20 protein-coding genes are annotated in these 21312 nt (G+C 66.2%); 18 read left to right on the top strand and 2 right to left on the bottom strand.

Annotated features, from left to right (window positions below; genetic code table 11):
• Positions 1–57 precede the first annotated feature (57 nt).
• The 17 genes from BLT03_RS18940 (at position 58) to BLT03_RS18860 (ending at position 17831) form a co-directional block, all read left to right on the top strand.
• On the top strand, positions 58–843 hold the full coding sequence (locus BLT03_RS18940) for a glycosyltransferase family 2 protein (protein ID WP_175537806.1): 786 nt from the start codon (positions 58–60) through the stop codon (positions 841–843).
• Complete coding sequence (locus BLT03_RS18935; RefSeq protein ID WP_092745318.1) at positions 840–1943, top strand: glycosyltransferase family 4 protein; 1104 nt, start codon at positions 840–842, stop codon at positions 1941–1943. The genes BLT03_RS18940 and BLT03_RS18935 overlap by 4 nt, the downstream gene beginning before the upstream one ends.
• A 127-nt stretch (positions 1944–2070) precedes the next feature.
• Positions 2071–2964: an acetylglutamate kinase gene (gene argB, locus BLT03_RS18930; protein ID WP_092745378.1), complete on the top strand. Its 894-nt coding sequence runs from the start codon at positions 2071–2073 to the stop codon at positions 2962–2964.
• Positions 2965–3073: 109 nt separating this feature from the next.
• Positions 3074–3781 carry a response regulator transcription factor gene (locus BLT03_RS18925; protein WP_092745317.1) on the top strand — a complete coding sequence of 236 codons (708 nt, stop codon included), beginning with the start codon at positions 3074–3076 and terminating at the stop codon, positions 3779–3781.
• 34 nt (positions 3782–3815) lie between these two features.
• Complete coding sequence (locus BLT03_RS18920; protein WP_092745316.1) at positions 3816–5258, top strand: ATP-binding protein; 1443 nt, start codon at positions 3816–3818, stop codon at positions 5256–5258.
• A 114-nt stretch (positions 5259–5372) separates the two neighbouring features.
• On the top strand, positions 5373–6026 hold the full coding sequence (gene slmA, locus BLT03_RS18915) for a nucleoid occlusion factor SlmA (protein WP_092745315.1): 654 nt from the start codon (positions 5373–5375) through the stop codon (positions 6024–6026).
• 222 nt (positions 6027–6248) lie between these two features.
• On the top strand, positions 6249–6917 hold the full coding sequence (locus tag BLT03_RS18910; protein ID WP_092745314.1) for a TetR/AcrR family transcriptional regulator: 669 nt from the start codon (positions 6249–6251) through the stop codon (positions 6915–6917).
• Positions 6918–6997: 80 nt separating this feature from the next.
• On the top strand, positions 6998–8803 hold the full coding sequence (locus tag BLT03_RS18905) for an acyl-CoA dehydrogenase C-terminal domain-containing protein (RefSeq protein ID WP_092745313.1): 1806 nt from the start codon (positions 6998–7000) through the stop codon (positions 8801–8803).
• Positions 8804–8852: 49 nt separating this feature from the next.
• On the top strand, positions 8853–9287 hold the full coding sequence (locus tag BLT03_RS18900) for a DUF2147 domain-containing protein (RefSeq protein WP_092745312.1): 435 nt from the start codon (positions 8853–8855) through the stop codon (positions 9285–9287).
• Between the two features lie 33 nt (positions 9288–9320).
• Positions 9321–11741, top strand: coding sequence for a 3-hydroxyacyl-CoA dehydrogenase/enoyl-CoA hydratase family protein (locus BLT03_RS18895; RefSeq protein WP_092745311.1), 2421 nt, complete (start codon positions 9321–9323; stop codon positions 11739–11741).
• Between the two features lie 23 nt (positions 11742–11764).
• Positions 11765–12292, top strand: coding sequence for a DUF4442 domain-containing protein (locus tag BLT03_RS18890; protein WP_092745310.1), 528 nt, complete (start codon positions 11765–11767; stop codon positions 12290–12292).
• A 93-nt stretch (positions 12293–12385) separates the two neighbouring features.
• A complete protein-coding gene (locus BLT03_RS18885; RefSeq protein ID WP_092745377.1) occupies positions 12386–13585 on the top strand; it encodes an acetyl-CoA C-acyltransferase in 1200 nt (399 codons plus the stop codon).
• A gap of 67 nt (positions 13586–13652) precedes the next feature.
• A complete protein-coding gene (locus tag BLT03_RS18880; protein ID WP_092745309.1) occupies positions 13653–14480 on the top strand; it encodes an acyl-CoA thioesterase in 828 nt (275 codons plus the stop codon).
• Positions 14481–14555: 75 nt separating this feature from the next.
• Positions 14556–15359, top strand: coding sequence for an enoyl-CoA hydratase (locus BLT03_RS18875; protein ID WP_092745308.1), 804 nt, complete (start codon positions 14556–14558; stop codon positions 15357–15359).
• Between the two features lie 191 nt (positions 15360–15550).
• On the top strand, positions 15551–16582 hold the full coding sequence (locus BLT03_RS18870; protein WP_092745307.1) for a tripartite tricarboxylate transporter substrate-binding protein: 1032 nt from the start codon (positions 15551–15553) through the stop codon (positions 16580–16582).
• Between the two features lie 16 nt (positions 16583–16598).
• Positions 16599–17087, top strand: a complete 489-nt coding sequence (locus tag BLT03_RS18865) for a thioesterase family protein (protein WP_092745306.1) — start codon at positions 16599–16601, stop codon at positions 17085–17087.
• 150 nt (positions 17088–17237) lie between these two features.
• Positions 17238–17831: a bactofilin family protein gene (locus BLT03_RS18860; protein WP_092745376.1), complete on the top strand. Its 594-nt coding sequence runs from the start codon at positions 17238–17240 to the stop codon at positions 17829–17831.
• A 69-nt stretch (positions 17832–17900) separates the two neighbouring features.
• On the opposite strand, the gene BLT03_RS18855 is transcribed toward BLT03_RS18860, so the two are convergent.
• On the bottom strand, positions 17901–18338 hold the full coding sequence (locus BLT03_RS18855) for an acyl-CoA thioesterase (protein ID WP_092745305.1): 438 nt from the start codon (positions 18336–18338) through the stop codon (positions 17901–17903).
• 41 nt (positions 18339–18379) lie between these two features.
• Here BLT03_RS18855 and BLT03_RS18850 point away from each other — a divergent pair, with 41 nt between their 5' ends.
• Positions 18380–20209 carry an ABCB family ABC transporter ATP-binding protein/permease gene (locus BLT03_RS18850; RefSeq protein WP_092745304.1) on the top strand — a complete coding sequence of 610 codons (1830 nt, stop codon included), beginning with the start codon at positions 18380–18382 and terminating at the stop codon, positions 20207–20209.
• Positions 20210–20268: 59 nt separating this feature from the next.
• Here the strand turns inward: BLT03_RS18850 and BLT03_RS18845 are convergent, their stop codons facing one another.
• A complete protein-coding gene (locus BLT03_RS18845; RefSeq protein WP_092745303.1) occupies positions 20269–21300 on the bottom strand; it encodes a DctP family TRAP transporter solute-binding subunit in 1032 nt (343 codons plus the stop codon).
• Between the last annotated feature and the right edge of the window lie 12 nt (positions 21301–21312).

The raw sequence follows: 21312 nt of genomic DNA, 5'->3' as shown, positions 1-21312 counted from the left end.
CATGGCAGCGGCTCGCTTGGCGGCCCGTTGTGCCAAGGAGACGACAATACGCGGTTCATGACGTCATATCCCCATGCAGAACCGGGCTTGGTAGCCTCGGTGATCAGCCACGGCCACGGCCGTTTGGTGCAGTCCTTGCTGCAGGATCTGGCGCATGTCTGCCAAGGCAGCGTGACGCGGGTGGTGCTCACGCTGAACCTGCCGGAGGCCGAGCCGCAGGCGCCTGCCGGTGGCTGGCCATTCTTGCTGGAGATTCGGCGCAACGCCGCGCCTTTGGGCTTCGGCGCCAACCACAACCGCGCACTGCGGGGGGCTTCGGAGCGCATGGTCTGCGTGCTGAACCCCGACGTCGCCTTGCGCGGAGCCAACCCGTTTCCAGCCCTGTGCGAGGCGGCTTCGCCGGCCGACGTGGGTTGCGCCTACCCCGAACAGGTGGACGAGCGCGGCCAGGTCCAGGATGCCGAGCGCGAGTTGCCCTCGCCCGCGGCGCTCTGGCGCCGGCGAGTGCTGGGGCGCCGCGAGCGCCGGGTGGACTGGGTGAACGCGGCCTTCCTGGTGATGCGTCGGGAAGTATGGGAAGCGCTGGACGGATTCGATGAAAGGTATTTCATGTATTGCGAGGATGTGGATATGAGCCTGCGAATGCGGCTGATGGGCCTGAGCCTGCAAAAGGCGGCGGTCCAGGTGGGCCACGTGGGCCAGCGCGACAGCCGCCGCCGCGCCGCATACCTCGTCTGGCACGTGCGCAGCCTGTGGCGGCTTTGGCAATCGCCGGTGTACCGGCAGGCGAGATCTTTGTTACCAGTGGACACGGGCCGCGCACGTACCATCGGCGCTCCATGATCTGGTTGTCTCTGGTTGCTTTTTTGGTGTCTACGCTGGTGGCCGCGGGTATCGTCCGCTGGGGGCGAGATCACGCGTCGGTGTATGGCGAGACCATGCCCCAGCGGTTTCATCTGGGTGATGTGCCCCGGCTGGGCGGCGCTGCGTTGCTGGCCGGCATGGCCTGCAGCTGGCTGCTGGGAATGCTGCAGTCGTCCTTGATGGGCGATCCGGGTTCCTTGCGGCTCGGCGGCTGGGTGGTCTGGTGGATCGTGGCGCTGCTGCCCTCGGCCATCGGCGGGATCGTCGAAGACCTGACCCAGCGGCTTACCGTGCGCTACCGCCTGCTGCTCACCGCCCTGTCCGGCGGGCTGGCGCTGATGGTCCTTCAACTCAACGTGCAGCGCATGGGTCTGCCCTGGCTCGATACCTTTCTGGCCGAGACGCCCTGGCTGGGCATGGTGATCGTGGTGCTCGCCGTGGCCGGCCTGCCGCACGCCTTCAACATCATCGATGGCTACAACGGCCTGGCGGGCATGGTGGCGTTCATCGTGTGCCTGGCGCTTGCACACGTCAGCCTCCAGGTGGGAGACCGTTCCCTGGCCACGCTGTTCGTCTGCACGGCTGCGGCGTCCGCGGGGTTTCTGGTGTGGAACTACCCGCGCGGCATGATCTTCGCGGGCGACGGCGGCTCCTACATCTGGGGCGTGGTCATTGCGCTGGGCAGCATCTCGCTGGTGCAGCGCAACCATGACGTCTCTCCCTGGTTTCCCATGCTGCTGCTGATCTATCCGGTGTGGGAAACGGTGTTTTCCATCTACCGCAAGCTGGTGCGCGGCGTGTCGCCCGGCGTGGCGGATGCGCTGCATTTTCATCAGCTGATCTACCGGCGCATCGTGCGCGGAGTGTTCCACGACGATGAGTCGCGGCGGGTGCTCATGCGCAACAACCGCACCTCACCTTACCTCTGGGGCTTCACGCTGCTGACGGTGGTGCCCGCCGTGCTGTTCTGGAGCAACACGGTCGTTCTGGTGATCTTTTGCGGGCTCTTCATGATCGCGTACGTCTCGGCATATCTGGCCATCGTCCGCTTCAAGGTGCCCAGCTGGCTGCGGCACTGAGCCGCGCCGCCTTGCCACGGCGCGTGACGCACGCTGCCATGGCACCGCTTTCGTGCCGCCCACGGGGCGGCAGCAAGGCACAATGCGCATCTCCATCGCTAACCGCTCCTTCAGCCGCGAGCTTTTCATGACGACCGACCTTCTTTCGATTGCCCCGCGCGACAAGGCCGAAATCCTGGCCCAGGCGCTGCCCTACATCCGCAAGTTCCATGGCAAGACCATGGTCATCAAATACGGCGGCAACGCCATGACCGATCCGGCACTGCAAGCCGACTTCGCCGAAGACGTGGTGCTGCTCAAGCTGGTGGGCATGAACCCGGTGGTGGTGCATGGCGGCGGGCCGCAGATCGAGACCGCGCTCAACCGCCTGGGCAAGAAGGGGCAGTTCATCCAGGGCATGCGGGTGACCGATGCCGAGACCATGGAAGTCGTGGAGTGGGTGCTTGCCGGCGAGGTCCAGCAGGACATCGTGGGCCTGATCAACCAGGCCGGCGGCAAGGCCGTGGGCCTGACCGGGCGTGACGGCGGCATGATCCGGGCGCAGAAACTCAAGATGGTGGACAACAAGGACCCGAGCATCGAGCACGACATCGGCCAGGTCGGCGACATCGTCTCCATCGATCCGAGCGTGGTCAAGGCGCTGCAGGACGACGCGTTCATTCCCGTCATCAGCCCCATCGGCTTCGGTGAGAACAACGAGAGCTACAACATCAACGCCGACGTGGTGGCCAGCAAGCTCGCGACCGTGCTGCAGGCTGAAAAACTGGTGCTGCTCACCAACATTCCCGGCGTGCTGAACAAGGCGGGCGAACTGCTCACCGACCTCACCGCGCGCGAAATCGACACGCTGTTCGCCGACGGCACGATCTCCGGCGGCATGCTGCCCAAGATCGCCGGCGCCCTCGACGCCGCCAAGGCCGGCGTGAATGCCGTGCACATCATCGACGGCCGCGTGCCGCACGCCATGCTGCTGGAAATCCTGACCGAGCAGGCCTACGGCACCATGATCCGCAGCCACTGAAATGCGTTTCTCCACCTCGCCCGCAGTGCAAGTCACCGCGTTCAGCGCGGTGGCTCGGCGCCTTGCCTCTTTCCGTTGCGCAGGCCTTGCCTGAGCGGTTGACGGCGCGATGCGGCTGCTGCTGGTCGAAGACGACGTCATGCTGGCCAGCGGCATCAAGCTGGGGCTGACCGACGCAGGCTATGCCGTCGATTGGGTGGGCAGCGGCGAGCGTGCCGAAGAGGTGCTGCGCACCGAATCGTTCGATGCCGCGATCATCGACATCGGCCTGCCGGGCATGGACGGGCTGGAGCTCACCCGCTGCCTGCGCCGCCCCGAGATGGCCCACCCTGCGATGCCGGTGCTCATCCTCACCGCCCGCGACGCGCTGCACGACCGGGTCCAGGGCCTGGACCTCGGGGCCGACGACTACATGGTCAAGCCTTATGAGCTGCCCGAACTGCTGGCCCGCCTGCGCGCCCTGCTGCGGCGCTCGCAAGCGGCGACCACGGCCATTCTGAGCTTTGGTCCGCTGGAGCTGGACACCGCCGGCCGCACCGTGAGCATTCGCACCCCCGGCGAGCCCACGGTGCGCCAGCCGATCGAACTGGGCCCGCGCGAATGGACCGTGCTGGAATACCTGCTGATCCACGCACCCAAGCCGGCCAGCAAGGAAAAGCTGCTCCAGGCCCTGACCGGCTGGGACAAGGAAATCACGCCCAATGCGGTGGAGGTGTACGTCTCGCGCCTGCGCAGCAAGCTGGAGCCCAACGGCGTGGCGCTGCGCTCCATCCGCGGCTTCGGCTACCGGCTGGAACTACAGCCCCCGCGCGGCTGAGGTGCCGGCGCGCTCTTTTCATCCCGCTGCTGCCATGACCTCCGCGTTGCGCCTGCGGCTTTTGCTGCTGCTGATCGTGCCCCTGTGCGCGCTGGCGCTCGCGGGCGCGTGGCTCGATTACCGCTCGGCGGACGAAGCCGCCAGCCGGCACGACCAGCGTCTGTTGCGGCTGCTGCCCGCTCTGGCCGATTCGGTGCTGGCTCCGCCCGTGAGCGATGGGGGGCCGCCGCTGCTGCTGCTCGCCCCGCCGGTGGAGGAGTTTCTGCGCCAGAACGCAGGCTTTTCCGGCTACAGCGTGCAGGACCTGACCGGCAGCGTGCTGCTGGGCGAACGCTGGGTGCAAAGCGCCGTGCCGGCCACGCACGACCCGGAGTTCCACAGCCTGGAGCACGACAGCGTCACCTACCGCGTTGCCGTCCAGCGCAGCCGCACCGGGGCGGGCGAGTTGGTCGTGGCACTGGCGGACGGCTCCGACCCGCGCCAGCAGTGGGGCAAGCAGATGCTGCTGCGCGTGCTGCTGCCCAACCTGGTGCTGGTGGCGGCCGCGGCGCTGGCCATCCACTGGGCCGTGCGCCGCGCGTTCAAGCCGCTGGTGGACCTGGCGGAAGCGGTGGCCCGGCGCTCCCCCCGCGACCTGAGCCCCATCGACGAAGCGGCCTCGCCCGTCGAGGTGCGGCCCCTGGTGTATTCGCTGAACCGGCTGTTCGCCCTGGTGAACGAGCAGGCCGAGGGCCAGCGCCGCTTTGTGGCCGATGCCGCGCACCAGTTGCGCACGCCCCTGGCCAGCTTGCAGGCGCAGGTCGAGGCCTGGGCCCTGTCCGCGCAGGCTGGCAGCGATCGAAGAGGCTTTGAATCAAATCAGGCTCCAGCGCATATTCCCCTAAGGCAGGGTGCTATATATTTAGGAGCGGACCAGATCGAGAAGCTCCGGCAGGCCACGCGCCGCACGTCCAAGCTGGCGCACCAGCTGCTGGCGCTGTCGCGTGCCGACGCCCGCAGCCTGGACGCGCAGGCCATGCAGAGCGTCGATCTGAAGGACCTGTGCGAGAGCCTGCTGGAGGCGTTTCTCGACGCTGCCACTGCCAAGGGCCTGGACCTGGGACTGGAGGTCGCGCCAGCCCGCGCCGTGGGCCACGGCTGGCTGCTGCGCGAATTGCTGACGAATCTGGTGGACAACGCCATCAAATACACGGCCACCGGCGGCGCGGTCACCATCCGCTGCGGCGCTGCTGCCAACGGCGGCGCCTTCCTGCAGGTCGAGGACGACGGGCCCGGCATTCCCGATGCGGAGCAGGCGCGGGTGCTGCAGCGCTTTTACCGCGTCCCCGGGGCGGAAGGGGAGGGCACCGGCCTGGGCCTTGCCATCGCCGATGAAATCGCGCGGGTGCATGGCGCGGCGCTGGGCCTGGGGAGCGGTCCGGACGGACGAGGACTTGTCGTCACCGTGCTTTTTGCGCCCGGGCGCAAAGCCCTCTAAACAGTGAATCTCCTGGCGTGGGCAGGGCGCCACGGCCTGCGGCAATGCGCGCAGTTGCAGCTCGACGGTGCGCCAAGGCCGTGTGCGAGAATCAATTGCATACATCTGTTGCCCATGTCCGAAACCCTGCCCCTGACCGAATCCACCACTGCTGTGGCCCCCGACGCCCCCGCAGTGCGCAAGCGCCCCAAGCCGGGGGAGCGACGGGTGCAGATCCTCCAGGCGTTGGCCGGCATGCTGGAGCAGCCCGGCTCGGAGCGCATCACCACGGCCGCACTGGCGGCCCGCCTGTCGGTCAGCGAGGCGGCGTTGTACCGGCACTTCGCCAGCAAGGCGCAGATGTTTGAGGGATTGATCGACTTCATCGAGCAATCGGTCCTGACCCTCGTGAACCAGATCATGGAGCGCGGCGCCCAGAGCGATGCCTCCGGTACCCAGCAGGCCGCCCGCATCGTGGCCATGGTGCTGCAATTCGGCGAACGCAACCCGGGCATGGTGCGCGTGATGGTCGGCGACGCCCTCGTTCTGGAGAACGAGCGCCTGCAGCAGCGCATGAACCAGTTCTTCGACAAGATCGAATCGAGCCTGCGGCAATGCCTGCGCCCTGCAGCGCAGGCGGCAGGCGTCGAAACCCCTACGGTCGATGCCCAAGTGCGGGCTGCGGCGCTGTGCGACCTAGTGCGTGGGCGGCTGCAGAGGCATGCCCGGTCCGGCTTTCGGCGCGTGCCGAGCGAACAACTCGAAGCGACGCTCGCGCTGCTGCTGTAGCGCACTGCTGGCCTTGAGCGGCAACACGCCGCTCGATCTTTCATCGGGCAATCCTTCCCTGCAAGGAAACTCGGCAGGGGTGCCATTCGTCATCGGCGAAGACTTTGAGTCCCAATGCCGCCCATTAGGGGTTTACCCGCGAGAGCCTGCGCCGCGAACCTGGAAATGGGCAATCGGCGAATTTTCATGCAAAATAGCACGATCGTTCGTTTTATTTTCCCCATGCCGGTCACCCCTCTTTCTTCCCGCCCCGTTCGCTCCGCCAGCACCCGCGAAGGCCGCGCCTTGCAAAAAGGCCAGCAGACCAAGGCCGCGATCGTCGAGGCTGCGCTGGGCCTGGCGACGCACATCGGGCTGGAAGGCTTGTCGATCGGTGCGCTGGCGGACGTGACGGGCATGAGCAAGTCCGGCGTGTTCGCCCACTTCGGTTCGCGCGAGGAACTGCAGATCTCCGTCATCCGCGAATACCACGCGCGCTTCGAGCAGGAAGTGTTCTACCCCGCCGTGTCCGCCCCGCGTGGCCTGCCGCGGCTGCGGGCGCTGTTCGCCAACTGGATGAAGCGCACTTCCATCGAAATCGATTCCGGCTGCATCTATATCAGCGGCGCGGTCGAGTTCGACGACCGCACCGGTCCCGTGCGCGATGCCCTGGCCAGTTCCGTGCTGACCTGGCTGGCCGCCATGAAGCGTGCCATCGACCAGTGCAAGGAGCAGGGCGAGTTGCGTGGCGACGTGAATGCCGAGCAAATGCTGTTCGAGATTCATGGCCTCATCCTGGCGCTGCACTACGAAGCGCGGTTCTTGCAGACGCCCGGCTCCATCGACCGTGCCAATGCCGGCTTCGACAGCATTCTCACCCGCTATGGCGCACCGGCGCCTGTGGCTGACTGAACCGTTTCGCGTTTTTGCTTTCCGATTCTTCGTCCCTTCTTTCTTTTTTCATTCATCTTTTCCATCCAAGGAGCCTCCCCATGCCGACCTACACGCCGCCCCTTCGCGACATGCAATTCGTACTGCACGAGGTGTTCAAGGTGGCGGAAGAATTCCAGGCCTTGCCCAAGCATGCCGAAGTGGACACCGACACCATCAATGCCGTGCTGGAAGAGGCGGGCAAGTTTGCCGCCGGCGTGGCGTTCCCGCTGAACATCACGGGTGACGAAGAGGGCTGCACGCTCGACAAGACGACGCACGAGGTGACCACGCCCAAGGGCTTCAAGGAGGCTTACGCTCAATACGTGGAAGGCGGCTGGGCAGCGCTGAGCTGCGAGACCGAATACGGTGGCCAGGGCCTGCCGTTCGTGCTGAACCAGTGCCTGTACGAAATGCTCAACAGCGCCAATCAGGCCTGGACGATGTACCCCGGCCTGTCGCACGGCGCCTACGAAGCCCTGCACGCGCACGGCACCGAAGAGCAAAAGCGCCTGTACCTGCCCAAGCTCACCAGCGGCGAATGGACCGGCACCATGTGCCTGACCGAACCGCACTGTGGCACCGACCTGGGCCTGCTGCGCACCAAGGCCGAGCCCGTGGCTGGCGCCCCCGAAGGCACCTACAAGATCACCGGCAACAAGATCTTCATCAGCGCTGGCGAGCACGATTTCACCGAGAACATCGTCCACCTGGTGCTGGCCCGCCTGCCCGATGCGCCCAAGGGCAGCAAGGGCATCAGCCTGTTCATCGTGCCCAAGTACCACGTCAATGCCGACGGCTCGCTGGGCGAGCGCAACCCGATCTTCTGCGCCGGGCTGGAGCACAAGATGGGCATCCACGGCAACGCCACCGCGCAGATCGCCATCGACGGTGCCATCGGCACGCTGGTGGGCCAGCCGCACAAGGGCCTGCAGGCCATGTTCGTGATGATGAATGCCGCTCGCCTGGGCGTGGGCAACCAGTCGCTGGGGCTGACCGAGGTGGCCTACCAGAACGCGCTGGCCTATGCCAAGGACCGCACGCAGATGCGCAGCCTGTCGGGCACCAAGGCCAAGGACAAGGACGCCGACCCGATCATCGTGCACCCGGACGTGCGCAAGATGCTGCTGACCGCCAAGGCGTATGCCGAAGGCGCCCGCGCGCTGCAGATCTACTGCACGCTGCTGCTGGACAAGGCGCACAGCCACCCCGACGAGAAGGTGCGCAAGGATTCGGACGAACTGGTGGCGCTGCTGACGCCCATCGTGAAGGCTTTCATCACCGACAACGGCCACATCGCCACCAACCACTGCATGCAGGTCTTCGGCGGCCACGGCTTCATCAAGGAATGGGGCATGGAGCAGTTCGTGCGGGACAACCGCATCAACATGATCTACGAAGGCACCAACACCATCCAGTCGCTGGACCTGCTGGGCCGCAAGGTGCTGGGCAACAACGGCGCCACGCTCAAAAAATTCGGCAAGCTGGTGGGCCAACTGGTGGCGGAAGAGGGCGTGAACGAGAAGATGGCCGAGTTCATCAACCCCATCGCCTACCTGGGCGACCAGATGACCAAGTTCACCACCGAGATCGGCTTCAAGGGCTTCCAGAACCCCGACGAAGTGGGCGCCGCTGCGGTGGACTACCTGCGCGTGGCCGGCCACCTGGTGTTCGGCTACCTGTTCGCCCGCATGGCCCAGGTGGCGCTGCGCGAGATCGCTGCCGGCAACAACGACCCGTTCTATGTGGGCAAGCTGCAGACCGCGCGTTTCTACTTCGCCAAGCTGTTCCCCGAGACGGCCACGCTGATGCGCACGGCACGCGCCGGCGCCAAGCCGCTGATGGACACCGACGCCGCGCTGGCCTGACCGCCGGGCCGCTTTGCCGAACTTCAAGCCTTTTTGCACTGGAGCCGTTATGAATAAAGCGCTAGCAGCTATAGCATTTGTAGCAATTTCCGCCCCCGCATGGGCCCAGATGTCGCCCGTGGGTGGGTGGCGCAGCATCGACGACAAGACGGGCGAGGCGAAGGCCGAGATCCGCGTCACCGAAGCGGGCGGTGCGCTCAGTGGGCGCATCGAGAAGTCGCTGAAGAAAGACACGGCACCGGACGCCACCTGCACCGAATGCACGGACGACCGCAAGGGCCAGCCCATCGCCGGGCTGGAGATCATCCGGGGCGGCAAGAAAGCCGAAGGCAAGGACGTGTGGGAAGGCGGCAAGATCCTCGACCCCGAGAACGGCAAGGAATACCGCGCCAGCTTCACGCCCATCGACGGCGGCGCCAAGATGGAAGTGCGCGGCTATTTGGGCCCCTTCTGGCGCACACAGGTCTGGCAGCGCGTGCAGTAAGCGCAGCCCACAACCATTCACAAGAAACCAAACATGTCCCGATTCCAAGTGAAGAAAGTCGCCGTGCTCGGCGCGGGCGTGATGGGTGCGCAGATCGCCGCCCACCTCGCCAACGTGAAGGTGCCGGTCGTTCTCTTTGATCTTCCTGCCAAGGAAGGCCCGAAGAACGGCATCGTCACCAAGGCCATCGACGGGCTGAAGAAGCTCAAGCCCGCGCCGCTGGGCGTGGTGGAAGACGCTGCGCTGATCGGCCAGGCCAACTACGAAGAGCATCTGGAGCAACTGCGCGGCTGCGACCTCATCATCGAGGCGATTGCCGAGCGCATGGACTGGAAGCTCGACCTGTACCAGAAGATCGCGCCCTTCATTGCGCCGCACGCCATCGTGGCGTCCAACACGTCGGGGCTGTCGATCACCAAGCTGTCCGAAGCGCTGCCCGATGCCATCAAGCCACGCTTTTGCGGCATTCACTTCTTCAATCCGCCGCGCTACATGGCGCTGGTGGAGCTGATCGACACGCCCACCACCAGGCCGGAAGTGCTCGACCAGCTCGAAGCCTTCGTGACCAGCGGCCTCGGCAAGGGCGTGGTGCGCGCGCACGACACGCCCAACTTCATCGCCAACCGCGTCGGCATCGCCGGCATGCTGGCCACGATGAAAGAGGTGGAGAACTTCGGCCTGACCTTCGACGTGGTCGATGACCTCACCGGCAAGAAGCTGGGCCGCGCGTCCAGCGGCACCTTCCGCACCGCCGACGTGGTGGGTCTGGACACGATGGCCCACGTCATCAAGACGCTGCAGGACAACCTGACGGAAGAAACCGATCCGTTCTATGGCAGCTTCGGCACCCCCGAGGTGCTGAACAAGCTGATCGAACTGAAGCAGCTGGGCCAGAAATCGAAGGCCGGCTTCTACAAGAAGGTGGGCCGCGACATCCTGCGTTTCGACCTGGAAAGCGGCGAGTACGTGCCCGGCGGCCAGAAGGCCGACGAGGTGTATGCCCGCATGCTGAAGCGGCCTGCCGCCGAGCGTCTGAAGCTGCTGCGCAATGCCGAGGGTGCGCAGGGCCAGTTCCTCTGGGCCATTCTGCGCAACAGCTTTCACTACGCCGCCGTGCACCTGGCAACGATTGCCGACAACGCGCGCGACGTGGACCAGGCCATGCGCTGGGGCTTCGGCATGAAGCAGGGCCCGTTCGAGCTGTGGCAGGAGGCTGGCTGGCTCGACGTGGCGAAGATGATTCAGGAAGACATCGACACGGGCAAGGCGCTGTCGAAGGCGCCGCTGCCGGAATGGGTCTTCAAGGGCCCGGTGGCCGACGCGGGCGGCGTGCACACGGCCGAAGGCTCGTGGAGTGCCTCGCAGAACCGCTTCGTGCCGCGCCGCCATCTGCCGGTGTACGAACGCCAGCACTTTCCTGAAAAGCTGCTGGGCGAGAATCTGCCCGACTGGCGCACGGCCGGCACGACCATCAGCGAGTCCGACGCACTGCGCACCTGGACGCTGGACAAGGGTGCAGGCCCCTCCGGCAGCCGGGTCCTGATCGCCAGCATCCAGAGCAAGATGCACGCGATCAGCCCCGATGTGATGGAAGGCTTGATGGAGGCCATCGACACCGCCGAGCGCGAGTACGACGCGCTGGTGATCTGGTCGGGCGATGGCCCCTTCAGCGTGGGCGCCGACCTGGCGGCCACCATGCCCGCGTTCGTCGTGGCCGGCGTCTCGGCCATCGAAAGCGTGGAGCAGGAACTGCAGAACCTGATGCTGCGCCTGCGCTACGCCCAGGTGCCCGTCATCTCGGCCATCCACGGCATGGCGCTGGGCGGCGGTTGCGAGCTGGCCGTGTACTCGGCCCGCCGCGTCGCGCACATGGAAAGCTACATCGGCCTGGTGGAAGTGGGCGTGGGCCTGGTGCCCGGCGCCGGCGGACTGACCTACATCGCCCGCCGCGCGGCCGAGAACGCCGCCGCGTCCACGGGCAAGGACCTGCTGCCCTTCCTGACTGAAGGCTTCACCGCCGCGGCCATGGCCAAGGTGGGCACCAGCGCGCTGGAATCGAAGAAGCTCGGCTACCTTCTGGACAGCGACATCGTCGTGCCGCACAAGGACGAAGTGCTGTTCGTCGCGCTGAACGAAGCGAAGGCCATGGCCGCCAGCGGCTGGCGCGCGCCGAACAAGCGGCTGTTCCCGGTGGCCGGGCGCAGCGGTGTCGCCACCATTCGCGGCTCGCTGGTGAACATGCGCGACGGCGGCTTCATCAGCGACCACGACCAGCACATCGCCACGCTGATCGCCGAGATCGTGTGCGGCGGCGACGTGGACGCGGGCACGCTGGTGAGCGAGGAATACCTGATGGCGCTGGAGCGCAAGGCATTCTGCGCGCTCATCCAGCACCCCAAGTCGCAGGAACGCATCCTGGGCATGCTGTCCACCGGCAAGCCGGTGCGCAACTGACCGGGGCCGGCTTGAGCACCGACATGACCGCCTCTGCTTCTTCCGCTTCGGCCTTTCCACCCAACCGCATGCAGTTGCAACTGGAGCAGCTGGACGATGTGCCGAAGTTCCTGCGCCCCTGGGTGCGCAACCTGGTGCTGCGCCGTGCCGTGCCCTTCACCCGCACGGCGCGGGTGGAGTTCATCGAAATGTCGCCGAACCGGGTGGAAGTGCGCCTGCCCAACGAGCACCGCGTGCAGAACCACATCGGCGGCATCCATGCGTCGGCCATGAACCTGCTGGCCGAAACGGCCACGGGCATGGCCATCGGCCTGAACGTGCGCGACGACTGCCTGCCGCTGGCGAAGAACCTGAAGATGGTCTTCCGTCAACGTGCCACGGGCGCCATGCGTGCCGTGGCGGTGCTGACCGACGCGCAGCGCGAGGCCTTGCGCGACACCGACAAGGGCGAGATGCAGGTGCAGGTCACCGTGACGGACGAGGCCGGCATCGAGCCGGTGGAATGCGAATTCACGTGGGCCTGGGTTCCCTCCAGCCGCCCCGCCAAATGACTGACTGATCGTGGGACCGATCGATGCATCGACGGACGACGCATTGATCGAACCCACGGCACAACCGAACGAATGAACGAAGGAGCTTTCTCCATGGCCCAACAAATGCAGGACGCCTACATCGTCGCCGCCACGCGCACGCCCATCGGCAAATCGCACCGCGGTTATTTCCGCAACACCCGCCCGGATGACCTGCTGGCCACCACGCTGAAGGCCGCATTGGCCCAGGTGCCGGGGCTGGACCCGGCGTCCATTGAGGACATCATCTGCGGCTGCGCCATTCCCGAAGGCGCCCAGGGCTTGAACGTGGCGCGCATCGGCGCCGTGCTGGCGGGGCTGCCCACCAGCGTGGGCGGCATCACCGTGAACCGCTTCTGCGCCTCCGGCCTGTCGGCCGTGCAGATGGCGGCCGACCGCATCCGCGTGGGCGAGGCCGACGTGATGATCGCCGCCGGGGTCGAGAGCATGAGCATGGTGCCCATGATGGGCAACACGCCCTCGCTGTCGCCCAGCATCTTCGCCAAGGATGACGATGTGGGCATCGCCTACGGCATGGGCCTGACCGCCGAGAAGGTGGCGCAGCAATGGAAGGTGTCGCGCGAAGACCAGGACGCCTTCGCGCTGCAGTCGCACCAGAAGGCGCTGGCGGCGCAGCAGGCCGGTGAGTTCACCGACGAGATCACGCCCATCGAAGTGACCGACCGCACGGCCGACCTGGACACCGGCGAAAGCATCGCCAAGACGCGCACCGTCACGCTCGACGAAGGCGCACGGCCCGACACGTCGCTGGAAGGCCTGGCCAAACTCAAGACGGTGTTCGCCGCGCGGGGCTCGGTCACGGCGGGCAACAGCTCGCAGACCAGCGACGGCGCGGGCGCGCTGATCCTGGCCAGCGAAGCGGCCGTCAAGCGCTTCGGCCTCACGCCGCTGGCGCGCTTCGTGAGCTTCGCCAGCAAGGGCGTGCCGCCCAGCATCATGGGCATCGGCCCCATCGAGGCGATTCCGGCCGCGCTGCGGTACGCGGGCCTGAAGCACGAAGACATCGACTGGTTCGAATTGAACGAAGCCTTCGCTGCGCAGTCGCTGGCTGTGGTGCGCCAACTGGGGCTGGACCCGTCCAAGGTGAACCCGATGGGCGGTGCGATTGCGCTGGGCCATCCGCTGGGCGCCACGGGCGCCATCCGCGCGGCCACGGTGGTGCATGCGCTGCGCCGCAAGAACCTGAAGTACGGCATGGTGACCATGTGCGTGGGCATGGGGCAGGGCGCAGCCGGCATCTTCGAACGTGTCTGAGCGCTAGGTGCCCGGGCGTCGCGGGCATGACCGCGCGGCCGGGCCTTTCGCGTCACACTCGCACTCCATGACCTCCGAACTCCACCCCCTGGATGACGCGCTGGCGCTGCAGCCGGCCGGCCCCGGCCAGTTCGCCGGGCGCACCACGCCTTCCTACTGGAACATGGTCGGCCCCTTTGGCGGCGCTACCGCCGCCACGCTGCTGCAGGCCGTCATGCAGCACCCCGACCGCCTGGGCGAGCCCTTGTCGCTCACCGTTAACTACGCGGGTGCCGTGGCCGAAGGCGCCTTCACCGTGCACGCCACGCCGGTGCGCACCAACCGGTCCACCCAGCACTGGACGCTGTCCATCGTGCAGTCAGGCACCGACGGTGCGCCGGCTGTGACCACCACTGGCACGGCGGTGACGGCCGCACGCCGCGAGACCTGGAGCGCGACCGATACGCCCATGCCGCAAGCCCCCGGCCCCGACACGCTGGAACCGGTGCCCAAAGGGCTGGGCGTCGCCTGGCTCGACCGGTATGAGTTGCGCGCGGTGGCCGGCGGCCTGCCGCAGCGCTGGGACGGCGGCGGCGACAACAGCCTCACGCAGTTTTGGATGCGCGATGCGCCGGCCCGCCCGCTGGACTTCTGCGCGCTGGCGGGGCTGGCGGACGTGTTTTTTCCGCGGGTGTGGCTGCGCCGTGCCCATCGGGTGCCTGCCGGAACGGTGTCGCTCACGGTGTATTTCCATGCCGGCAGCGCACAGTTGGCAGCCACGGGCACGGGCTTCCTGCTGGGCCAGGCGCGCGCCCAGGAGTTTCGCAACGGCTTTTTCGACCAGACTGCGCAACTGTGGAACGAGGCCGGCACCATGCTGGCCAGCAGCCACCAGATCGTTTATTACAAGGAATGAGGTGCCGGGTTCATCCCGTGCACCCCTTTGCTTGGCCCCCTTCCCGAATTTGATTTGCATGGCAGGAGTTTTTCCATGACCGACACCCACATCGCGGCCGCGACCGCGACCGCGAACCAGGACATCCTCGTTCACACCGAATCCGGTGTGACCACCATCACCTTCAACCGCGTGGAAAAGAAGAACTCCATCACCACGGCGATGTACGCCGCGCTGGCGGATGCCCTGGAAGCCGCCTCCGCCGACGGCGCGGTGCGGGTCGTGGTGTTGCAGGGCGACGTGGCCATCTTCAGCGCCGGCAACGACATCGGCGACTTCTTGAACAAGCCGCCCTCGACGCAGGATTCGCCGGTGTTCCGCTTTCTGCGCGGCATCGCTACGTTTCCGAAGCCGGTGGTGGCTGCGGTCTGCGGGCCGGCCGTGGGCATCGGCACCACGATGCTCTTTCATTGCGACCTGGTCTATGCCGGCGACAACGCGGCGTTTTCGATGCCCTTCGTCAACCTGGGACTGTGTCCCGAAGCCGCCTCCAGTCTGCTCGTTCCTCAAATGATGGGCTACCACCGCGCCGCCGAGGCGCTGCTGCTGGGCGAGCCCTTCATGGCCGAAGCGGCGCTGGAAGTCGGTCTGGTCAACCGCGTGGTGCCGCCCACGGAATGCAACATGGTGGCCCAGACCCAGGCGCGCAAGTTGGCTGGCAAGCCGTTGTCCGCACTGATCGAAACCAAGCGCCTGATAAAGAAAGGCCAGACCGCTGCCGTGCTGGAACGCATGGCGGAAGAAGGTGCGAGCTTCGGCCGCATGCTGCAGGAGCCGGCAGCGCGCGAGGCTTTCAGCGCCTTCGTCGAAAAGCGCCGTCCGGATTTCAGCGCGGTTTAGCCCGATTCATGGGGATGGAGGCCGACGCACTGCCGGCACTGCAGGGCGCCTGCATGCTCGGCGGCCTTTGTGGAAATGGGAGAACTACCTAGGGTTTTTGCAGCGTTGGCGGGGCATAAGGATAGATGCCCATTGCATGAATCTGGCGGTACATTGACCGCTCACCTTCCATTTCCTGCAGGACGCTTGCCATGACCCCTCCCAAATCAACTGTGCCAGCTGTTGTGTCGCGTGCGCTGTCGCGCCGCGCCTTTGTGCAGTGGGGTGCAGCGCTGGCCAGCGCTGCGCTGGGGGCCTCGGCGCTGGCGCAGGGCGCCGCAGCGCCGGTGCCGCTGGAGGGTGGCCCGCTCAAGGTGGTGGTGCCCTACGCGGCCGGGGGGGCGTCGGACCGCGCGGCGCGGCTGCTGGCCGATGCGCTCGGCCCCCAGTTGGGGGTGCCGGTGGTGGTGGAAAACCGGGTCGGTGCCGGTGGGCGGTTGGCCGTCCAGCAGTTGCACCGGGACAGCTCGGGCCAGAACCAGGTCGTGCTCGCCAATCCGGCCACCATGCTGGTGGCCCCTCTCGTGTTCAAGGACAACGGCTACGACCCCGACAAGGACTATGTCGCGCTGTCGCAGATCACCAGCTATTCGTTCGGCCTGGCCGTGTCCACCGGCGTGCCGGTCAAGGAATTCGCCCACCTGCACGCCTGGATGATTGCCAACCAGGACAAGCTGGCCGCCGGCGTTCCGGCCACCGGCAGCCTGCCCCATTTCTTTTCGCTCATGCTGGGGGAAAAGCTCGCTCTCCAGTTGCCGGTGGTGGGGTACCGGGGCTCGGCGCCCCTGCTCAACGACCTGATGGGTGGGCATGTGCCGATTGCCGTCGATACGCTCGATGCGCTGGAGCCGCTGCACAAGGCGGGCAAGCTGCGCATCCTGGCGGTGTCCGGCGAGCAACGGGCGCCGACGCTGCCGACGGTGCCCACGTTCAAGGAAGCGGGGCTTGGCTTGGCCGCCCACGGCTGGAACGTGCTCTACGCACCGGCGTGGCTACCTGCCGCCAAGGCCCGCCGCATCGCCGATGCGGTGACCCAGGTCATGGCCGACCCGGCACTGCAGGCGCGTTTCGTGGCTGCCGACATGGTGCCTGTCGTCAGCACCCGCGACCAGACCAACAAGATGCTGACCGCCTACAAGGCCCAATGGGCGCCCGTGGTGCGCCACTCGGGCTTTCAGCCTTGAACACCTGCCGTACTCAATGAATCCACCGCCTTCCACTGCTTCACCGCCCCCGTTCGAGCCGGAGTTCATCGACGGCCTGAAAGACATCTTCGAGCAACGCATCGTCTTCAACCAGTTGCTGGGGCTCAAGGTCACGCACCTGGGGCACACGCATGTGGAGGCGCGCATCGACATGAAGCCCGAGCTGGTGGGGCATTACGCCTACAACCGGGTGCATGGCGGCGTCATCAGCGCGGGCCTCGACGCCATGGGCGGATTGGCGGTGATGGCGGCCATCGGCTCGCGCCACATGGACGAGGCCCCCGCGCAGCGCCTGCACCGCTTCGGCAAGCTGGGCACCATCGACTTGCGCGTCGATTATTTGCGGCCTGGCATCGGAAGCCATTTCACTTTGCGCGCCGAGGTGCTGAGACTGGGCTCGCGCGTGGCGACCACGCGAATGGAGTTCTTCGGGCCGGACGGCACGCTCATGTCGGCGGGAGCGGCTGCCTACATCGTGTCGTAATCCCTTCCTACGAAAGGTCGCGGCGATGTATGTCGCTGCAAGGCATGCAAGTGCATGCAACGATCGAATGGTTTGGTTACCGATCTTGCGTAACGCGGGGAGTTTTCGCGGAACGCTGCTTCTAGCATGGCCTTTTTTCAAGGAGATCTGATGGCCGTGCAAAACCCTTTCTTCGGCAAGCGTGAACCCGACGCTTTCCAGCCTCGCCCTTCGTCCGTCCTCGGTGGCGCTTCCTCTGTGGTTCCTGGCGGCACCAGCACCGCTGCCACGACCCCTTCGACGGCCACCAAACCTGCTTCCTCTTCGACCGCGCCCACCAGTGCCGCGGCCGATGGCGTGGGCAGCAAGCTCACGGTGGGCCCGAACATCAAGCTCAAAGGGGTGGAGATCACCGATTGCGACACGCTCGTGGTCGAAGGCACGGTCGAAGCCACCATGGATTCCCGCGTGATCCACATCGCAGAGCAGGGCGCTTTCCGGGGCTCCGCCGAGATCGACATCGCCGAGATCCACGGCGAGTTCGACGGGACCCTGACCGTGCGTGAAAAGCTCGTCATCTACAGCACCGGCAAGGTGACCGGCAAGATCCGCTACGGCAAGGTGGTGATCGAAGAGGGTGGCCAGCTGGCCGGTGAAATCTTCGCCGGCACGTCCAATGCCTCGCCACGCTCCAGCTCCAACAACGCGGGCAACCCCAACAGCCTGAACGCTCGCAACGAGGTGCCCGCACTCGCGGCCGCCTGATCGGTCGGCAGCGATTCCTCTGCCAACGGCCCCGCCGCGTACGGCCACGCGGCGGGGCCGGCGTTTTCTTCAGGCGGCCGTGTCGCCGTCCGGCGCCTTGGCCACCGGCAACGGGCGGGGTTTGCCGGCTGCATCGATGGCCACGTAGGTCAGCCGCGCTTCCGTCACTTTCACATACCGGCCCTGCGCTGAAAAGCGCTCCGCATACACCTCGACCTCGACGGTGACCGAAGTACGCCCGGTACGGGTCACGGCGGAAAAGAACGAAAGAATGTCGCCCACGCGCACGGGCTGCTTGAACACGAATTCATTCACCGCGACGGTCGCCATGCGGCCTTGCACATAGCGCGCCGGCAGGACCGATCCCGCCAGATCCACCTGGGCCATGACCCAGCCGCCGAAGATGTCGCCGTTGGCATTGCAGTCGGCCGGCATCGGAATCACCTTGAGTACCAACTCCTTGTCGGTGGGCAACTCGGTCAGGGCAGCGCTGGGAAGAGCGGTCATGGGCACAATCTCGGTAAAAACAACAACCGGAATTGTCCTTCATGCGCCCCACTGGCGAATCCTCCCCCTCCCTGGGCGCGCAATCCGGCGCCCGTTCCCGCACCGACTGGGCCACGCTCGGCCGGCTCGTTCCCTATCTCTGGCAGTACAAATGGCGGGTGATCGCGGCGCTGGTGTTCGTCATCGGCGCCAAGGTGGCCAACGTCGGGGTGCCACTGCTGTTGAAGCAGTTGATCGATGCCATGTCGATCTCGCCCAGCGACCCCACGGCCGTCGTCGTCGTGCCCATGGCCCTGCTGCTGGCCTATGGCGCGCTGCGGCTGTCCACCTCCGTCCTGACCGAACTGCGGGAACTGGTTTTCGCCAAGGCGACGCAGGGCGCGGCCCGCAGCATCGCGCTGCAGACGTTCGAGCACCTGCATGCGTTGAGCCTGCGCTTCCACCTGGAGCGGCAGACCGGCGGCATGACGCGCGACATCGAACGCGGCGTGCGCGGCATCGAGTCACTGATTTCGTTCACCCTGTTCAACATTGGGGCCACGCTGGTGGAGGTGTTCCTCGTGCTCAGCGTGCTGGCGGTGAAGTTCGATGCATGGTTTGCCTGGATCACGCTGGGCGCCCTGGGGCTATACATCGCGTTCACGGTGCTGCTGACCGAGTGGCGCACCAAGTTCCGCCGGCAAGCCAATGAGTTCGACTCCGCGGCGCACGCGAAGGCCGTGGATTCGCTGCTGAACTACGAGACGGTCAAATACTTCAACAACGAGGCGTTCGAAGCCCAGCGCTACGACGAAAGCCTGCAGCGGCTGCGCCATGCGCGCCTCAAGAGCCAGACCTCGCTGTCGCTGCTGAACACCGGGCAGCAGCTCATCATCGCCACCGGCCTCGTGGCCATGCTGTGGCGCGCTGCGCAGGGCGTGGCCGATGGTCGCATGACGCTGGGCGATCTGGTCATGGTGAACGCCTTCATGATCCAGCTCTACATTCCGCTCAATTTCCTCGGCGTGATCTACCGCGAGATCAAGCAGAGCCTGACCGACCTGGACAAGATGTTCACGTTGATGGACAAAGACCGCGAGGTGGCCGACGCCCCGGGCGCGCAGCCGCTGGCACACCTGGAGCATCCGGCGGTGCGCTTCGAAGACGTGCACTTCGCCTATGAAAGCCGTGCCGGCAGCGCGCGGCCCATCCTGCATGGCATCAGCTTCGAGATCCCGGCCGGCAAGACGGTGGCGGTGGTCGGCCCTTCAGGCTCGGGCAAATCCACGCTGGCGCGCCTGCTCTTTCGTTTCTACGACATCCAGTCGGGCCGCATCACCATCGCCGGGCAGGACATCCAGAGCGTGACGCAGGACAGCCTGCGCCGGGCCATCGGCATCGTTCCGCAGGACACGGTGCTGTTCAACGACACCGTCGCCTACAACATCGCCTACGGCCATCCGGGCGCCAGCCAGGAAGCGGTGGAGGCAGCGGCCCAGGCCGCGCGCATTCACGGCTTCATCGCCGCGACGCCGCTGGGTTACGCCACGCAGGTGGGCGAGCGGGGCCTCAAGCTGTCCGGTGGTGAAAAGCAGCGCGTGGCCATTGCGCGCACGCTGCTGAAGAACCCGCCCATCCTGATCTTCGACGAGGCCACATCCGCGCTCGACTCAGCCAACGAACGCGCCATTCAGGCCGAACTGAAAAGCGCGGCACGCAACAAGACGGCTCTGGTGATCGCGCACCGCCTCTCCACGGTGGTCGATGCGCACGAGATTCTGGTGATGGAGGCCGGCCGCATCATCGAGCGCGGCACCCATACAGCCCTGCTGGAGCGCAATGGGCGTTACGCCAGTATGTGGGCGCTGCAGCAAAGCGGAGAGGCGGGCTAAAAAGACCCGTGCCGGGCCTGGCGCTGCTTTTCAGGAGGCGCGCCAGGCGCACACCGGCTTCAGGGCTTGCGTGCGGCGATCGCCTTTTCGGCCTGGTCCACCAAGTCGGCGCCGATCTGGCCCTTCCATTTGTCGAACACCGGGCGCGTGGCCTTCACGAAAGATTCCCGCTCTGCCGGGCTGAGCTGGGTCACCGTTACCCCGTGGCTGGCGATCTCCTTGAGCAGGGGCTTGTCGGCCTCGACCATGCCTTTGCGTGCGATGGCGATCTCTTCCTTGCCGGCGTCGATGGCGGCCTGCTTGACGATCTCGCGGTCGGCAGGCGTCCAGCTGTTCCAGATGTCCTTGTTGACCACGAAGATCAGCGGATCGTTCATGTAGCCCCACATGGTCACGTGCTTTTGCGCCACGGTGTAGAGCTTGGCTGCCATGTAGACGGACACCGGGTTCTCCTGGCCATCGACAGCGCTGCTGGCCATGGCAGGCTGGGCGTCGGCCCAGCTCATCTGCGTGGGATTGGCGCCCAGTGCCGTGAAGGTATCCAGGAACAGGGGCGAGCCGACCACGCGGATCTTGAGGCCCTTCAGGTCCTCGGGGCTCTTGATGGCCTTCTTGGAATTGGAGATTTCGCGGTAGCCGTTCTCGCCCCAGGCCAGCGGCACGACGCCGGCTTTGTCCAGCGTCTGGAAAATGCTCTTGCCCACCTCGCCCTGCGTCACCGCATCGACGGCTGCATAGTCCGGAAACAGGAAGGGCAGTGAGAACAGGTTGAGCGGCTTGACCTGGGGCGACCAGTTGATGGTGGAGCCCACGGCCATGTCGATCACGCCCTGGCGCAGCGCGCTGAATTCGCGCGTCTGGTCGCCCTGGATCAGCGAAACGCCGGGGTACAGCTTGATGTTGATGCGGCCTTGCGTGCGCTCGCGGACCTTGTTGGCCCACAGCTCGCCGCCCTTGCCCCAGGGAAATGCCGTGCCCAGCACCAGCGACATGCGGTATTCGCTCTTGTAGGTCTGGGCCACGGCCGGCGCGGCGAAGGCGATTGCGGCAGCCGCCGCGACGGCGCTGGTGAGGAAGGTGCGCAGTTTCATGTTTTCAGTCTC

It is taken from the genome of Paracidovorax valerianellae (assembly GCF_900102625.1).
In the GTDB taxonomy this organism is placed as follows: domain Bacteria; phylum Pseudomonadota; class Gammaproteobacteria; order Burkholderiales; family Burkholderiaceae_C; genus Paracidovorax; species Paracidovorax valerianellae.
Note: the sequence above shows the minus strand (reverse complement) of the source record. Positions and strands in the feature narration are given on the sequence as shown.

Coding starts and splice junctions, on each gene's coding strand:
- BLT03_RS18940 (WP_175537806.1), top strand. CDS start 58: ATGACGTCATATCCCCATGCAGAACCGGGCTTGGTAGCCTCGGTGATC.
- BLT03_RS18935 (WP_092745318.1), top strand. CDS start 840: ATGATCTGGTTGTCTCTGGTTGCTTTTTTGGTGTCTACGCTGGTGGCC.
- argB (WP_092745378.1), top strand. CDS start 2,071: ATGACGACCGACCTTCTTTCGATTGCCCCGCGCGACAAGGCCGAAATC.
- BLT03_RS18925 (WP_092745317.1), top strand. CDS start 3,074: ATGCGGCTGCTGCTGGTCGAAGACGACGTCATGCTGGCCAGCGGCATC.
- BLT03_RS18920 (WP_092745316.1), top strand. CDS start 3,816: ATGACCTCCGCGTTGCGCCTGCGGCTTTTGCTGCTGCTGATCGTGCCC.
- slmA (WP_092745315.1), top strand. CDS start 5,373: ATGTCCGAAACCCTGCCCCTGACCGAATCCACCACTGCTGTGGCCCCC.
- BLT03_RS18910 (WP_092745314.1), top strand. CDS start 6,249: ATGCCGGTCACCCCTCTTTCTTCCCGCCCCGTTCGCTCCGCCAGCACC.
- BLT03_RS18905 (WP_092745313.1), top strand. CDS start 6,998: ATGCCGACCTACACGCCGCCCCTTCGCGACATGCAATTCGTACTGCAC.
- BLT03_RS18900 (WP_092745312.1), top strand. CDS start 8,853: ATGAATAAAGCGCTAGCAGCTATAGCATTTGTAGCAATTTCCGCCCCC.
- BLT03_RS18895 (WP_092745311.1), top strand. CDS start 9,321: ATGTCCCGATTCCAAGTGAAGAAAGTCGCCGTGCTCGGCGCGGGCGTG.
- BLT03_RS18890 (WP_092745310.1), top strand. CDS start 11,765: ATGACCGCCTCTGCTTCTTCCGCTTCGGCCTTTCCACCCAACCGCATG.
- BLT03_RS18885 (WP_092745377.1), top strand. CDS start 12,386: ATGGCCCAACAAATGCAGGACGCCTACATCGTCGCCGCCACGCGCACG.
- BLT03_RS18880 (WP_092745309.1), top strand. CDS start 13,653: ATGACCTCCGAACTCCACCCCCTGGATGACGCGCTGGCGCTGCAGCCG.
- BLT03_RS18875 (WP_092745308.1), top strand. CDS start 14,556: ATGACCGACACCCACATCGCGGCCGCGACCGCGACCGCGAACCAGGAC.
- BLT03_RS18870 (WP_092745307.1), top strand. CDS start 15,551: ATGACCCCTCCCAAATCAACTGTGCCAGCTGTTGTGTCGCGTGCGCTG.
- BLT03_RS18865 (WP_092745306.1), top strand. CDS start 16,599: ATGAATCCACCGCCTTCCACTGCTTCACCGCCCCCGTTCGAGCCGGAG.
- BLT03_RS18860 (WP_092745376.1), top strand. CDS start 17,238: ATGGCCGTGCAAAACCCTTTCTTCGGCAAGCGTGAACCCGACGCTTTC.
- BLT03_RS18855 (WP_092745305.1), bottom strand. CDS start 18,338: ATGACCGCTCTTCCCAGCGCTGCCCTGACCGAGTTGCCCACCGACAAG.
- BLT03_RS18850 (WP_092745304.1), top strand. CDS start 18,380: ATGCGCCCCACTGGCGAATCCTCCCCCTCCCTGGGCGCGCAATCCGGC.
- BLT03_RS18845 (WP_092745303.1), bottom strand. CDS start 21,300: ATGAAACTGCGCACCTTCCTCACCAGCGCCGTCGCGGCGGCTGCCGCA.